Below are 14835 nucleotides of genomic sequence, written 5' to 3'. Positions count from 1 at the left end.
GATAATAATCTATTGAAAAATGATAAAAAAAGGCAAGTCTTCGCAGGCTTGCCTTTCCTTACACAATCTTATTGCTCAGTCTAACTTTTTTTAATAGGGCAAGTATTGATCCCGAAAATGGCATATAAAGGGCAAAAACTGATAACACTGGTTATCAGGAAAATGACAGTGGCTATTACCAAAACAAGGCCAAATGTACCGGTAACGGTTCCTGAATAATAAAGGTAAGCAGCAATAGCGGCCAGCACCAAGCGGACAACCCTATCGGGAGTTCCAAGATTTTTTTTCATGGGTGGATTTTGGTTAAAGGGTGAAACAACGAAAACCTGGATTTAATGATCAATTCGCTTTAATTTACAAACTTTTGATGAATTTGTGAAATAATATTCGGAATTGAATCAGTCGAAAAAATAAAGGGAATTATCAAATCAATTCTTTCAGGAAGTCGTTGTAGAAGACTTAGATACCTTGTACATTTTTAAGGCATAAAACACAGTCAAATAGACCATCAAGTATAGAGGTATTCCGAGCAGACCCCAAGCTCCAATTGCTATCGCCAAACGGTCTGCAAACTGGGAAATTGCTTTGAAATAACCTGCTTCAAATGAGGCTTGTAAACCCTCTAGACTTAGGTCTAAATTATCAAAACCAAAAATAAACTCCCCTGCCCTGATGAATGGAATGATCAACAAAAGCTGCAGTGGCGTTAACAAATAATTGACTGACAATATCAAAGGAAGGTTGAGCTTGAACCTGATCGCCAGAAATGTTAAGATTAGACTGGTCGTTCCATAAATTGGAAAAACACCAATTAAAAAAGCTAAAGCCATGGAATTAGCCAATTGTTTGGGAGACAATCCTTGCTTGAAAAGTAGGGTAAGTTTGGCCCATGGCTTTCTTAGATTGAAGGACATATAGTTATCAGGTAATTGTTTGGATCAAAACCCTGAGATAAACTTTCACCCTTGTCTGTTATTTTTCCATAAAGTATACTTTCACATTCTCCAAGAGGATTTCTGAAAGCAGTTCCAATTCACCTGCTTTATACAAAGTTTCCATGTCTTCCACAGGGGTGTTTTTATCTGCCGGTTTGTAGTTTTCATAATCCAACAAAATCAGCCCATCCACTTCATGTTGACGGATGGCCTTCCTGAAGCGTACTCCCCCACCATCAGTATGGTAAGAGTAGGCCATATATTCAATCAAGGAATTTTCTTTATTGAACCAATATAAAAACTCATCATCATGATCCTCTCCTCCGCCATCCTCGGAAAAAGTAACTTTCACCAGGTGATAATCCTTCCCATCAATATTGGTTTCCCCTAAATACTCCTTAAAAACCGCCGCATCATTCAGACCATAGGGCAAAAAAGCAAAATAAGCCACTGAATTGACCGAATTGCTGAATGCTTTTACCCTATCTTCAGGAAGTTCTACACTTTCCCCATTAACTGTCCTTTTAAAGCCTTCATTGTTTAACACATCCTTGATTATACCAGTTGAATCCGAAAATTGACGAACATATTCAAACCTGCTTGGGGATTTGAATATCTCATAGCTTCTTTCCCTGAAATCAAAGCTGATTTTGGCCTTTTCGAAAAGCTTTCCCCCGTGTGCAGCGATGGATTGATCCACTATTTTTTGGGCCTCAGATTTCGTTTCACAGGAAGAAAGAACAGAAAAGACTAGAAATAGATAAAGGATAGTGCGCATATTTTTATGATTTATAAAGCTTATTTTTCAACTGGCAATTTTAGACTTAGTGATTAGTTGATTGGTAATTAGTTTATTGGTAATTAGTAATTAGTAATTAGATTATCGGTCATTTCAACTGCCAATTTGATACATCCCATAACCATAAAGCGCTCTACGATACACATGGTTCCCCAAAGAATCCACCCTGAAGCTTTCTCTTCTGGCAGGAAGCAGGATACCTAAAGATTTATCCCAGCCTTGATTATAGACCAAGCTAAAATGATCACTTGTTTTAACTTTGTAAGCAAATATTTCAAAGGTCCTCGGCTCGAAGTAATACCACCATATATCCACATTTGGATCTTTTGGGTCCCCATCGATTACCCTGACAGTTTCCATCATTACCCCTCCGGGAAGCTCTGTTATACCTTCATAGGTCAGGTGTTTGTCTTCGCCCAAGAGATCAAATGGCTTAGTGAGCACATAGAAAGCCGCATCAATATCCTTTTTTTTAGCCGCCAAAAAACCTTCATTTTGGATTTCATTGGCACCCATCCAATATTGGGTTTTCAAGCCATCAAACACTACCCTATGTTGAATACTGTCCTTTTCCCAGCTCATTTTGGCTTCGAAGAAAGGTTTGATGCGAAACTCATTTTCCTGTCTGACATTGGATTCTGTATCACCTGATTCGTCAAACATCCAGATATCCCTGACCATCTTGATGGACTGAACCTCTTCCCAGGCCTTCATCCCTCCATGGGCTTCAATGGACTTTTCTATAATTGAAACTGCCTGCTTGTCACGGGTGGAACAGGAAAATAAACTTAAAACAACTATTATACTTAAAAGAACCTTTCTCATCTTCTAGAAATCATTGAAAGATCAAAAATAAAAGAAAAGAGGTTGATTTGTGATCAACCTCTAATAAAAAATGAATTCTTTGATCTTTAACGGATAATAATGACATCCTCTCCTTCAAAGTCCGATCCATCCAACATTTTACCCCTGATTTTCACCTTGATTACATCACCTGATGACACATCTCCAAAAGTCCCGATAATTTCCTGAGCATTAAAACGGAGGGTCAAATCCTCGTAGCCATCACTTCCTAGTGTATGGCATGCACTAGATTCTAGTGGCTTATCCATAATAGGATCGAATGGTGTAGCAACATCACTATACGCATACCCTACCGGAGATACCCCCTCCAATGTCACCGTTGAAACGTCTATATTCTGGATATCTAGGTCAGAAGATCCCAAAATCGCAGTTGGAATCACCCCGTTTCTTCTTAACTGTATCGGATTCGGACAGCTGCCGGGATGCACATCAAAAGCGACAGAAATATTCTGATCAGGAACGGTAATTGTCACAGAAGTCCTAGCATATTCCGCACCATCCCCTACCAAACAAAGGTCAAATGTATATTCCCCCGGCGCTGTACCTTCAGGAACAGTAATCGTGACATCAAAATTTTTCTCCAAAGGCTCATCCAGAACAAGGTCATTGTAAGAACTTGGCGAAACACCAGTCAACCAAGATGCATAAGTTGGGTCACAAGACGCAATACTTAAATCATCTATTTTATTCAGATTCTCTGCGATGATTCCAGCTATAAAATCTGCTACATCAGGACTGAAAGCGTTAAATGGGAAAGCATCACCTCCTGTGAGTTGAGAAGCGGCTTTCCACAATTGAAAAACTTCGCTAGATAAAGGCCATCCTCCAGAGACTAAAGTTATTAAGGTTATACCATTAGCTTTTAAATCGTCAAGAACTTTTACAAATTCCAAATCATCTAAAGTTCCCGCTACACCATCTCTTCCTGGGTCAGGACCAGTTGAGAAACCATTAATACCGATTAGACCAAATACGTTGCAATCATGGGGTATATAATCCAACCAAAATATGGCAATTTTTTTGGATCCAGTCCTCCAATTTAAACTTTCATCATTGTATAGTTCCCAAAGAGGCCTTGTATAATTCTCTGGCCCATCAGAGCCATTTCCTAATACCATGGCGTTAATTCCATTTGCGGTATTTGTTAAATCAGAACTAAGGTTAGCATCCAATCTATAAGGATAATCTCCACATGTAATACATCCATATTCGTTGGAATATCCACAGCCACTAAAGCTACCTGGATAATCCATATGAGAAATGGCACCAAAATTCGTATCTGGAATCAAACCCCGTAGAGCATTCATGATATTAATTGAATTTATTTTTGCAGTATTAAGGACCCCTCCCATGCTTCCTGTGAGGTCTAGGGTGAACATGACATCTCCTGTTGAGGGTGCTCCATTGATTTTTCCGGTTAGCGTTTGCGTATGACTTTCTTCCGGTCTTAAAGTTGCCACAATATCATCCTCTAAACTGGATTCAGAAGATGAAGTACTTGCCCTTTGATTGAATGAATAATCCTTTAAAGGGACCATCGAAGGTGGCAATTCTCCTTCAAACTTATTGCTTAACATGTCTACTACTGCTTGCCTATCAAGGCTTTCCAGGTCTTGCTGTATCTCTGTCAAATCCTGACAGGAATAAAAAGCAAAAATCAAGAAAACCAGACCGGCCTTCCTGAAGAAAATTTGATTCAAATTTTTCATAAATGTGAAAGTTGATTATTGATAAAATGGAAAGTGGTTAAATAAAAAACAGACCCTGCTGTACCTGACACTTGAGAAGTTCAAAAAAATCGGTTTATCCGAAATTGACTTCACTTCAACTATATTGAAAGCTAATCACAACAATTGCTGCAAAAAAGTATAAATATGCAGTTCAGGTAGTTTTGAGGACCATAGCGCCTTTTGGCTGTACAACTTTCAGTTACGAAATTATTTTTTATGTATACCAAATGATAATTTTTGACAATTAATAGCTTAAAAAGAGAATTTTTGTCTATATTAAACCTTTGGGAATTGAAATTTATCCTGAAACTGCATCTCTATAAAGATGATTTTGTTTTTTTAAACTAAGAATCATTATGATGGTACCTTTTGTATTTCTTTTCTCTGGGATTTTATACTTTCAGGATTTTACTCCACTTGAAGCGTCTGTCACTGCATATGAAAAAGGATTTGAACTAATTGACATTGACAAGTATGCAGGAACCCGGCCAGATACGCTGTGGCAGGAAACTGGTTTCCAACCTCTAATCAGTAATAAAGAAAAAAGGGGCAACCATGTCTGGTTCAGGTTAGCGCTATACAACTCTTCCGAATCAACAGATACAGCTTACCTATTCCTCAGCCCTACTCCCATATGGCTCTACACCTTCAAACTGGAACAGAATGGTAATATTAGCCCATTAGATACGGCTGGTACCTGGCAAGTACCAGAACGGGTCCAGTTCAGCCAATTTCCTGAAATTACAGCCCTGCCACTACTTCCAAAAGAAAAGGCAACTTTTATCATCAAAGCCAATGTCCTAAGGGTCAATCCAAACAGGGTCAACCTCGTGGTCAAAGATAAACTATCCACTTACCAGGAATTTTATGAAAAGGATTATCAGGCTGAATTTGTCCGTGTCATTCATACCATTTCGATGGGACTGATTACCTTTGCTGCGATTTTCTTTTTTGCCTATGCCCTGATCAACCGTCAAAGACTATATTTCATTTACCTGCTCTATATCCTTTCAAGCTGGTTTTTTTCCCTCCAATTCTGGGCCCATATCCCTTTTGTCAGTTATGGTTATTTCCATGGATTGGTCTATCTGAAACATTATACATTTGAAGCTTCCACCATTTGGATGTATATTTTTTATATTCTTTTCATCAAGGACTTGCTGGAAATCAAAAAACAAAACCCCAGACTATCAAAAACCTTAAACGGACTATGTTGGGCCCTACTCTTTTACAGCCTCTTATTCATGTTTTTCAATATTACAGGAATCAATGACAAATGGATTCCAATACTGTACAATTGGTTCAGAATCCTTGTCATGCCCTTTTATGTGGGATTATTGCTGTATATCATCGCAACAATTAAAAGTCCTGTCAAAAAATATTTTACAATGGCTGCAAGTGTCTTATTGATAGGAACATTTCTAGCTGTAATTGTGGCCATGTTTTTTGAAAGAAGCATTGAGATCGGTAAAACAGTCATCAATGATGGCGACATACTTGTCATCACCATATTTATAGAAATCACCTTAAATGCCATGATACTGGCCTATTATAATGCTGTAACAAAGCGTGAAAGCCTCCGAAACCAGGAATTATATATCAAACAACTCGAGGAAAACAGGAAGCTTGTCCAAGAGGAAAGTATTAGACTTGAAAAATTGGTAGATGAAGCAAAAGCCGCATTTAAAAAAGAGCAGGAGATCAAAGAAAGACAAAGAATGGCTCTGGTCCAGGCTGCATTTGAAAACAGGATCCAAAACCTTAAATTACAGACTTTAGAGTCTCAGATGGATCCACATTTCATCTTTAATGCCATGAGTGCATTCAGAGATCTCATTCTGAAAAATTCAGAAAAAAAAGCAATCAACTACATCAATGCTTTTGCTACTTTATTAAGAAAAACACTTTCCTACAACAAACTGCATGCAATTGACCTATTTGAAGAACTGAAGATAACAGAACTGTATTTGGAAATTGAAAAACTCAGGTTTCAGGATGATTTCAACTATCACATTTATGTGGACAAAGGCCTAAACCTCGACCCCATACAGGTACCTCCAAGAATCCTACAGCCTATAGTGGAAAATGCCATCAAACACGGATTACTACCTTCTCTCAAAAATGTCAAAACAATTGGCATCCACATTACACGGGAATCAGAAACCATCAAAATTATCATCAAAGACAATGGCATCGGGTACCTCAATGGGATGAAAATGAAATTAAAAAAAGAGCCAGCCCGTAAATCATTCGGACTGGATTTAATTCAGGAAAGACTGAATATCTTTAACCAACAATTCGAACATCAGATCAGCTTCAGAATTGAACAAATTGAATTATCCGAAGAGGATTTTGAAACAATCGCTATTTTTAGCATTAAAAACAGTTAAAAATACCCCGTTAAGGGTATTTTTAACTGTTTTATTTTTGTTAATTTCAACTTTACAAAATATATTTTTATGAAACCTATCAAAGATACAATAAAAATTATCTGCATCGATGATGAGATTCATGCGCTACATACATTTCAGTACATTCTTGAAAACAGTGGAATTGGTCCCCATATCGTAAAAACATATTCCAGACCTGATATATTTTTAAAAGAATGGAATATAGGCATGCTGGATTTTGATATTTTGTTTTTGGATATTGAAATGTTCCCCTTGAATGGCATGGAGCTGTTAAAAGAGATGAGAAAGATCAGCCCATCATTTCATTTTGATATTGTCTTTTTGACAGCATATGATGATTTTGCCCTTGAGGCATTCCGGCAAAATGCCATTGACTACTTACTTAAACCCTTAATGCTTGAAGACCTTCAATACTGCCTGGAAAAGTGGAAAAACAAAAGAATTCCTTTTATCAACCCATTACAATTGCAGTTGCTTGAACAATTCTTTGAAAAACCTAAAAAAGGAAGGGGACAATTAGCGGTACCTACACTAGATGGTTATGAGATAATAGATGTAGACCAGATTATTAGGTGTGAGGCAGAAAGAAACTACAGCCACATCTATCTAAGTGACCAAAAAAAATCACTACTGGTTTCAAAAAATTTAAAGGAATTAGAAAATGCCCTTCATTCCAATGGGCTCCTGAGAATACACCATTCCCACCTGATCAACCCCATTCACCTGAAAAAAATCCTCAAAACCGATGGAGGCATGGTCGAAATGGTTGATGGCACCAAAATCAGAATCACACGGAACAAAAACCTGATACTGGAAACCATTTTCAGCAATATTTCAAAGATCTGAGTTTCAATTGGCTAACCTAAGGTTTTTTTCTAAGCTCGAGGATAATTACCCCAATCAAAACTGCATATTCCAAGAAAATCAACATCCAATTTTCAGAAACCGGCGTGACCGAATATGCGCTATAAGACAAAAAAACCAGTCCAGTCCAAAACAAAAACACCCTATTCCCCACCAAAACACCGACTACAAAAGCTGGTAAAATATACCAGGGATGAACGACATTCTGTAAAAGCAGATAAACCAGATAAATCCATACAACCGCCGAAGCTACATGTTTTGGTTCCTTGATTTTATGGAAAAATGAGATCGCTAAAATACCCACCAAAGCAAAAAGGCTTAAAAAAGGTCCGACATAAACTAAGGGATTATAATCCATCCAAAACCCGGAAACCCATCGGATCAGGTACCAGACAGATGCATTGAATTCAAAATTGGATTGGTACAATCGGAAACTCTGCCAAAAATTGGAGAAATTCCCTGTGACAAACAATGGCAGCAAAAATATCCCCATCCATACCGCTGACCAAAGCAAGAAATGAAAGACCTTGGACTTCCCCCAAACTTTAATCAAAAATGGCCCTAACATCAATGGGCTGAGTTTGACACCCACTGCCCATACCCAGCCTAGAGTCGAATAACTTACTTTTGACAAACTCAATCCATAAAGCATTCCCAAAAGCCCTGTAATTACCAATGCCTCGAAATGAAGGTTGCCCGTCAGTTCCAATATAACCAAGGGGTTGAAGGCATAAAGCCACAACCGACTAAGAGGCAGACCCCATAATTTCAGAATCCTGTGAATCAACAGCAAGTTCAAACCCTCAAAGGCCAAAATCACTAACCTCAATATCAGAATATTCCCCAATAGGGAACTGCCCGCCCAAGCAGAAAAGAAAAAAAACAGTTGATGCAAAGGCGGGTACACCGAATAATATCCTAATGAGTTCATCCCTGTCAACAAGTCCTCCCAATACCTGGAATTTGGGACTTGAAGCTGTTGAAAAGCATCCTCCGGCAAAAACGCATAGGGATTGATGCCTGATTTCAGCAATTGCCCATCAAAAATAAAGCGGTAGAAGTCATCCGATAAAACAGGAATACTAAACAAGAGTACCAATCTGAGCCCTAAAGCTGTCATCACTCCTGCAAACACCCCAAAATGACCATTTCGGAAAAATCTATAAAGCTTCCAGTACGCCACAATAGCAAGTGAAAACAACAGGAGCTGTATAGCGAAGTTTTCCCTAGACACAGCATAGCCCATCATCACCAAAGCTATGGCAAAAATGGATAAAGCTACCCAATACTTAATGGTTTTCTTCCCGCTTATATGCAGCATCATAAAGTTTATATTCCATTTTTAGACAATTATAAATAAAAAGCCCGTCCCATCTTGAATTCCGCTCACAATCAATTTAATTTACCCCTTGAATTACGAATGAATATGAAGAATACGCTGCGTTGGGGAGCTGTTGTTGCTACAGCCATTTTGTTACTGGATTACTCACCTATACAGGCTCAAACATACGAGGTTTATGACCAAAACCTCAAACTCAAATCTAGGTTGGAATATGACCAAATCAGCATCCTAAGTGAATCTGTAAGGATCAGTACAGCCAATAATGGACTCAAACTTTTGAGCAAAGAATATAGGCCATTTATTGATCTGAAGGCCGAAAAGATACATTCTTATGATCAGCCTTGGATTATTGTGAAAGGTTCAAAAGGATTAGGAGCATTCCATGAATATGGTGAAGAAGTATTCCCTGCTGAATTTGAGAATATACAAACTTTTTTCACCAGATTATTGGCCCAAAAAGGACGACAATACTGGGTTTATGACCATTCAACCAGAGAAACCACTCCCATCGGTTCGTTTGATGAGGCCATGCTTGCTGTCAATGGGCAGGTAATCGGAAAAACAGTCCAAGGATATTTCCTTCCACTTTCCAAAAACCCCGATAAAATATACGAAGAGATCAGACAGGTCAATGAAAACTACCTTTTTGCCAAAGAATCCACGGGATATGGGCTGATCAATAGAGAGGGAGACTATGTTTTGCAACCTGTTATTGACCACTTGGTGCACTTAGAAGGGGACTACTTTTATGCTTTTGACGGTAATCAATACATGTTGATCAAAGGCCGGGAAGGCAAAGCAGATATCAGTTACTCTTCTTACCATAAAATCACTTTGGAAGATGGCATGATGCTGGAATTTATTCATGGCAAACTTCGTAGAGTAATGAAAAATGACGGCATTCTTCTGGATCAAGTGGGAATGGAAAAAGTGATTTCCGTTGGAGAAAAACACTATAACGTTTTCTTAAGAGAAAAGACTATCGGACTTTTAGGGCTCAAAGGATGGGAAGTAAATCCTGTTTCAGGTATTGAAAAAATCCTTCCAGGAAACGAAGGATTATACGGAGCACTAAAGGAAGGTGGCTTTGGATTTATTGATAAAAACGGAAACTGGGAAATCAAAACGCAGTTTGATGAAGTCAGAAAATTTCAAGGAGGGATTGCCGCTTATAGATTAAAGAATCTTTGGGGATTTGTAGATCGTAAGGGAAACTTGATTTCTCCAGCCCAGTTTGAATCTGTTTCCGACTTTTTCCGTGGCATTGCCATAGTCAAGCAAGGAGGGAAACAAAACTTATTGGATAAAAACGGCAATATGCTACTTAATCAAGGTTATGACAGGATATCCCTATCCGCAGACAATTTCTTTTTGGCTGAAGAAAATGGGCTGTTCGGCCTGATTGCTCCGGATGGCACCGAAATTGTTGAACCTAAATTTCATGAATTACGAAGGGAAGATGTCAATAGAATCTTGGTCAGATTGGACGACAAATATGGTATAATGGATGAAAATGGGGATTATTTACTTCCGATTTACTACAAAAGCATCACCTTTGATCAGGGAGCAAAGCAAATTTTAGCGGAAGACAGCTATCAGTTTGTACCTGAAGTGGAGGAAGTTAAATCAGGAAATAAAAAGAGGAAGACTGGAAAATAAATTGAAAATGACTAATTTATAATTCAGAATTATAGATATACGGAAATTTGTCAGTAATAAAACAAAAAAACCTAGATTAGCTTAAATCCGATATTTATTGATAATAGACACTAATAGATATTGATTCAAAACAACCCATAATCCTAAGAATTGAAGCTACTGGCAAAGAAGCGCATAACCAAATTTCAGAATAAACAAGTAGAATCATTCAAACCCATGAAAAAAGCGGCAATACTCCTGATTTTCACACTTTCCTGTTTGCCGGTTTTTGGTCAAACAGAATCTGTTTATGATGCTGAACTCGCACAAAAATTAGGTGCAGATGATTATGGTATGAAAACCTACGTCATGGCTTTTTTGCTTGCCGGAGATAGGGTCAGCGAATATACTCAGGAAGAAAGGGTTGAAATCCAGAAAGGGCATATGGCCAACATTAATAGATTGGCAGAAATGGGAAAACTGATCCTTGCAGGACCATTTATCAACGGTGGTGAGAAAAGAGGTATTTTTCTGTTTGATGTCCCTACTAAGGCCGAAGCCGAAGAACTGACCAATACCGATCCGGCAGTCAAAGCCGGTGTGCTCAAAATGGAATTGGTAGAGTGGTACGGATCAGCCGCTTTGATGATGGTACCGGAGGTGCATGGGAAAGTGCAGAAGAAAAACTTTTAAAGTTCCAAAATCCAAGATTAAAATCACAAACTCCAAATTACCAATTCATTCAGAAGTTTCTTTTAAATTTTCAGGACAAATATCAAAGCAGAGAAATAAACATATTTCTTCTATTTACTTTCTATAATTGTGAACGGGAATTATTGATCATCTTGCCAAAAATTTTAATGAGTTCAATACATTCACTCAATAGTTCTTCTCTTTGAAATTTATGCCCATAATTGATTTCTGTAAGTATTAGAAGGCAATTCCTTGCTTCTTTTAATTCCTTGATGCCTACGCCCGTTTTATGGATAAAATCCTTTCTGGATTCCGCCCCTGATGCTTCCCCATATTGAAGGCAAGGATTGCAGGAAGCACGGATCAATTGGCCCTTAAGGTGATTCCCTGCAAAATTATTAGGAATGCTATTTGAGAAGGTTATTGCCCTTGCGGCAAATCTGACCAACCTTTTTTCTAAATCAAAAATCTTTTCCATTGCTTTTTGATTTAAAATTCATGAAAAAGAAAAAAACATACAATTCCGAGTTGAATCTTATCCGTTTATTTATCCGGAAAAATCATCTCTTACAATTGGTTTTTGAAACTTGAATTTCGGCTTTGGATTTTGAAGTTTGAATTTTGGAATTTGGATTTTGGAATTTGGAATTTGGATTTTGGAATTTGGATTTTGGAGTTTTTTACCTGCCACAAATCTCCTTATACGCACAATACTTACACTTTTCCAAATCATCGGTCTGATCAAAAGGGACTTCTGGATGGTACATTTCTTCTAAAAGATTCTTTAAGCCATTTTCATATCCCTTCTGATAATCCCGATAATCATTAACTTCAATAGCGGAAGATCTTCCGGATTTTTCCTGCAAATAGGGATTGAAGTCGTCCTGGAATATTTCCTTGAAATTGAAAAGTGCAGGCTTTAATGCCATGGTATTGGATGGAAACATGGACTGATATAATAGACCGTAAAACATGGTCTGCATCGCAGCCTTGTTCCGCTGCTTATTTTCCCTGTCAAAAAGGCTCTCCACATTAGAGAAATTCTTTTTATCACCGCCTGATTTATAATCGATTAATCTTACTATTTGTCCTTGTTGATCTACCCTGTCGATTAATCCTCTTAAACCCAACTTTATAGGACCAGTAGTGGTATCTATCTCAAATGTAGCTTCATGGGCAAATTCCATAGACAAAATCGTAAATGGTGCTGCATCCTCATCTATCTCCAAAAGCCTGACAATATACTTTTTCAAAACATCTCTGACAATGGCCATCTGTCCACTGAGTTTGGTGTCTGCTTCTTCCTCCAGATGATAAAATTTCCTCACGGCTTTTTCAATCGCCGGATAAACCCAGTTTTTTTTCAAATCCTCAAAATCATTCTTGTACAACCAATCCCTCTTTTTTCTGTCCTGAAAGCCTTTGTACAAAAACTCCATACTGTAATGGGCAATGTTCCCAAATACAGAGGCATCCACTTCTTCTTTGACTTCCTCTTTTTCCTGAATTCCGGCAAGATACCGGAGATAAAACTTCAATCTGCAATCCAGGTACAAACTCAATGCAGAAGGTGAAAAGGTCTTCATTGAAGTACCGTCTTCTTTAACCCTATATCTATCTAATAAATTGAATATTTCCTGATTTTTCGTAATCGTAATCTCCCCGTGACTTTGAAGGTCTACCGGCACATAAATGACCTCTTCCTTGTTATTGATTCCCATTTCCACCATCATTTGCTGGATATAGCGGCTCTTTTCACCTGCCTTCCCTTGATCAGAAGCAGTAGTATAAATCATATGCACCTCTTCCGCACTGTGCAGCAAACGGTAAAAAGTATAGGCATAAATTGCATCGTTCTGCTCCTGAACAGGCAATCCAAAAGCCCTCCTAATATTAAATGGGATCATGGAATTCATACCCGCTGAAGGAGGGAAACTGTCTTCATTCATATTACAGATGATTACCCTTTTAAAATCGAGGTTCCTCGATTCCAAAACCCCCATAATCTGCAATCCCTGTAACGGTTCCCCTTCAAAGGGCAATTTGACTTCACGGAAAACCTGTCTGAACAAGCGGATAAAAAACTCTCGGTCTACGGTTACTTTTTCCTGCTTTTCAAAAATATCCCGAAGCCTGTTCAGCTGTTTAAAGCACTGAAACAAATAAGACCGCTGCAAGGGCTCTTCATCCAGCCTTTCTGCCAGCTCTTCCATTAATGTAGTCAAATAAGGAAAGAGCTGATCGGCACGCAATGCTTGGAAAATCAATTCAAAAAACTTACCCCCAGCATGCAGTTTGCTTTGTGGAACATGTATCATGTTATGCTCTTGGATTTCGGCCAAAAGCTTCTGAACAAATATGAGATTGACAGATTTAAGATAGGTGGATGAAAGCAGATTCTTAACCGCCTGATGGTAAAAAAGTACCTTTCCTTCTTCTATTTTTACATAGCGCTGCATTTCCAATACCGCTTCCAAAAAAGCATACACAGGTGCATTTTTTACCGGATACCCCATCGTGACATTGACCTTGTCAATCTGCTCAGGCAAAGTATGAAGGATAGGAAATAGCATCTGCTCGTCCGGAAGTATCAGAACAGTTTCCTCCCATTTTTCGGCTCCTTTGACATTTTCAAGAATCGCTCCCACCAAGTTGGCCTGATTACTCTTTAATGGTGTGGCATACACCTTAATCTTGGCATCATTGTTCTGAATTTGCTGCGGCAGTTCATTGGGAAAGGTGGGACCAAAAATCTTGTCCTGTCTATATTCTCTAAAGAACAGACCAGCTTCCTGATACTTATCCTCCAAATAATAACTGTCTATATCCCAAAAAATCTTGGCTCCAAACGCTGCAATGTAATGCTTGATCAGGCGTTCTTCAGTCGCTGTAAAAGCATTGAAACCTATAAATACAAATTGCTTTTCCGGTTGCGGGATTTGGTCCAATGATGCGGCTACCTGACGGTACAGCATTCCTGAATAGGCCATTCCTGATACTTCTAGTGCAGATTTAAACCCTGTATACAGTGGGCTTAGCATTTGCCAGAACTTGAGGAATTTCTCCTGATGGCTTCTGTCCTGACGTTCAAAAGATTTCCAAAATTCCTTAATCAGTGCAATTTGAGTTTCACTCAGAAAACCAAGGTCTGACTCCAATTCCTTGATTTCTGAAAGATAATGGTACAATTTGTCGGCATCAGCCATAAACTGGTCCACATCATTGAAATCCTTGAGAATCATCTCACCCCAAAAATAAAACCTATCAAAGGCCTCCGGATCAGGATGAAGCAATTGATAAACTTTATAAAGTTCAAAAATAAGGCTCAGTTGATCGACCGGTCGCTGTCCAGCGTGTTTGTAAAAGATGTCTTCTATGGTCATTACCTCGGGCATCCAAGTGGGGTTTTCGATCAAAGCCCCCAAATGCTGCGTAAAGAAAAGACCCGCACGGCGGTTGGGCAGTACAATAGCCAGTTTTTGCAAATCCGGGTATTCCTGTAAAATCTGTGCTGCTGTATTTCTTAAAAAACTATGCATATCAATTGGATCTCATTCAT

General features: G+C 38.5%; 12 protein-coding genes. 4 read left to right on the top strand and 8 right to left on the bottom strand.

Annotation, left to right across the window (positions count from 1 at the left end; genetic code table 11):
* Positions 1–80: 80 nt before the first annotated feature.
* The 5 genes from ACFFIP_RS13310 to ACFFIP_RS13290 all read right to left on the bottom strand — a co-directional run bounded on the left by ACFFIP_RS13310 (position 81) and on the right by ACFFIP_RS13290 (position 4307).
* Complete coding sequence (locus ACFFIP_RS13310) at positions 81–290, bottom strand: YgaP family membrane protein (RefSeq protein WP_382388151.1); 210 nt, start codon at positions 288–290, stop codon at positions 81–83.
* Between the two features lie 147 nt (positions 291–437).
* A complete protein-coding gene (locus ACFFIP_RS13305; RefSeq protein WP_382388150.1) occupies positions 438–914 on the bottom strand; it encodes a DUF2062 domain-containing protein in 477 nt (158 codons plus the stop codon).
* 58 nt (positions 915–972) lie between these two features.
* Entirely contained in the window at positions 973–1713 is a 741-nt protein-coding gene (locus tag ACFFIP_RS13300; protein WP_382388149.1) for a DUF6503 family protein, read from the bottom strand.
* A gap of 114 nt (positions 1714–1827) precedes the next feature.
* Positions 1828–2559, bottom strand: a complete 732-nt coding sequence (locus tag ACFFIP_RS13295; RefSeq protein WP_382388148.1) for a hypothetical protein — start codon at positions 2557–2559, stop codon at positions 1828–1830.
* Between the two features lie 86 nt (positions 2560–2645).
* The gene (locus ACFFIP_RS13290) at positions 2646–4307 is read right to left on the bottom strand and encodes a COG1470 family protein (protein WP_382388147.1); all 1662 of its coding nucleotides are present in this window, start codon (positions 4305–4307) and stop codon (positions 2646–2648) included.
* A gap of 377 nt (positions 4308–4684) precedes the next feature.
* On the opposite strand from ACFFIP_RS13290, the gene ACFFIP_RS13285 reads away from it, so the two are divergent.
* Positions 4685–6718, top strand: a complete 2034-nt coding sequence (locus tag ACFFIP_RS13285; protein WP_382388146.1) for a histidine kinase — start codon at positions 4685–4687, stop codon at positions 6716–6718.
* A gap of 69 nt (positions 6719–6787) precedes the next feature.
* Entirely contained in the window at positions 6788–7585 is a 798-nt protein-coding gene (locus tag ACFFIP_RS13280) for a LytR/AlgR family response regulator transcription factor (RefSeq protein WP_382388145.1), read from the top strand.
* A gap of 16 nt (positions 7586–7601) precedes the next feature.
* Here ACFFIP_RS13280 and ACFFIP_RS13275 read toward each other — a convergent pair whose 3' ends face one another.
* The gene (locus ACFFIP_RS13275; protein ID WP_382388144.1) at positions 7602–8927 is read right to left on the bottom strand and encodes an MptA/MptB family glycosyltransferase; all 1326 of its coding nucleotides are present in this window, start codon (positions 8925–8927) and stop codon (positions 7602–7604) included.
* A 102-nt stretch (positions 8928–9029) separates the two neighbouring features.
* Here ACFFIP_RS13275 and ACFFIP_RS13270 point away from each other — a divergent pair, with 102 nt between their 5' ends.
* Entirely contained in the window at positions 9030–10604 is a 1575-nt protein-coding gene (locus ACFFIP_RS13270; RefSeq protein WP_382388143.1) for a WG repeat-containing protein, read from the top strand.
* A 216-nt stretch (positions 10605–10820) separates the two neighbouring features.
* Entirely contained in the window at positions 10821–11276 is a 456-nt protein-coding gene (locus ACFFIP_RS13265; protein ID WP_382388142.1) for a YciI family protein, read from the top strand.
* A gap of 121 nt (positions 11277–11397) precedes the next feature.
* Here the strand turns inward: ACFFIP_RS13265 and ACFFIP_RS13260 are convergent, their stop codons facing one another.
* Together ACFFIP_RS13260 and ACFFIP_RS13255 are read right to left on the bottom strand one after the other, a co-directional pair.
* On the bottom strand, positions 11398–11754 hold the full coding sequence (locus tag ACFFIP_RS13260; protein WP_382388141.1) for a four helix bundle protein: 357 nt from the start codon (positions 11752–11754) through the stop codon (positions 11398–11400).
* 202 nt (positions 11755–11956) lie between these two features.
* Positions 11957–14815 carry a PD-(D/E)XK nuclease family protein gene (locus tag ACFFIP_RS13255; protein ID WP_382388140.1) on the bottom strand — a complete coding sequence of 953 codons (2859 nt, stop codon included), beginning with the start codon at positions 14813–14815 and terminating at the stop codon, positions 11957–11959.
* Between the last annotated feature and the right edge of the window lie 20 nt (positions 14816–14835).

Origin of the sequence: Fontibacter flavus (assembly GCF_042432905.1) — a bacterium.
GTDB lineage: Bacteria > Bacteroidota > Bacteroidia > Cytophagales > Cyclobacteriaceae > Fontibacter > Fontibacter flavus.
The sequence above is the reverse complement of the archived record's forward strand: the minus strand, read 5'-3'. Positions and strand labels throughout refer to the sequence as shown.

What these genes read in the sequence shown, in the direction of transcription:
- ACFFIP_RS13280 (WP_382388145.1), top strand. Translation starts at nt 6,788, where the DNA reads ATGAAACCTATCAAAGATACAATAAAAATTATCTGCATCGATGATGAG.
- ACFFIP_RS13255 (WP_382388140.1), bottom strand. Translation starts at nt 14,815, where the DNA reads ATGCATAGTTTTTTAAGAAATACAGCAGCACAGATTTTACAGGAATAC.
- ACFFIP_RS13290 (WP_382388147.1), bottom strand. Translation starts at nt 4,307, where the DNA reads ATGAAAAATTTGAATCAAATTTTCTTCAGGAAGGCCGGTCTGGTTTTC.
- ACFFIP_RS13275 (WP_382388144.1), bottom strand. Translation starts at nt 8,927, where the DNA reads ATGATGCTGCATATAAGCGGGAAGAAAACCATTAAGTATTGGGTAGCT.
- ACFFIP_RS13305 (WP_382388150.1), bottom strand. Translation starts at nt 914, where the DNA reads ATGTCCTTCAATCTAAGAAAGCCATGGGCCAAACTTACCCTACTTTTC.
- ACFFIP_RS13285 (WP_382388146.1), top strand. Translation starts at nt 4,685, where the DNA reads ATGATGGTACCTTTTGTATTTCTTTTCTCTGGGATTTTATACTTTCAG.
- ACFFIP_RS13300 (WP_382388149.1), bottom strand. Translation starts at nt 1,713, where the DNA reads ATGCGCACTATCCTTTATCTATTTCTAGTCTTTTCTGTTCTTTCTTCC.
- ACFFIP_RS13270 (WP_382388143.1), top strand. Translation starts at nt 9,030, where the DNA reads ATGAAGAATACGCTGCGTTGGGGAGCTGTTGTTGCTACAGCCATTTTG.
- ACFFIP_RS13295 (WP_382388148.1), bottom strand. Translation starts at nt 2,559, where the DNA reads ATGAGAAAGGTTCTTTTAAGTATAATAGTTGTTTTAAGTTTATTTTCC.
- ACFFIP_RS13260 (WP_382388141.1), bottom strand. Translation starts at nt 11,754, where the DNA reads ATGGAAAAGATTTTTGATTTAGAAAAAAGGTTGGTCAGATTTGCCGCA.
- ACFFIP_RS13265 (WP_382388142.1), top strand. Translation starts at nt 10,821, where the DNA reads ATGAAAAAAGCGGCAATACTCCTGATTTTCACACTTTCCTGTTTGCCG.
- ACFFIP_RS13310 (WP_382388151.1), bottom strand. Translation starts at nt 290, where the DNA reads ATGAAAAAAAATCTTGGAACTCCCGATAGGGTTGTCCGCTTGGTGCTG.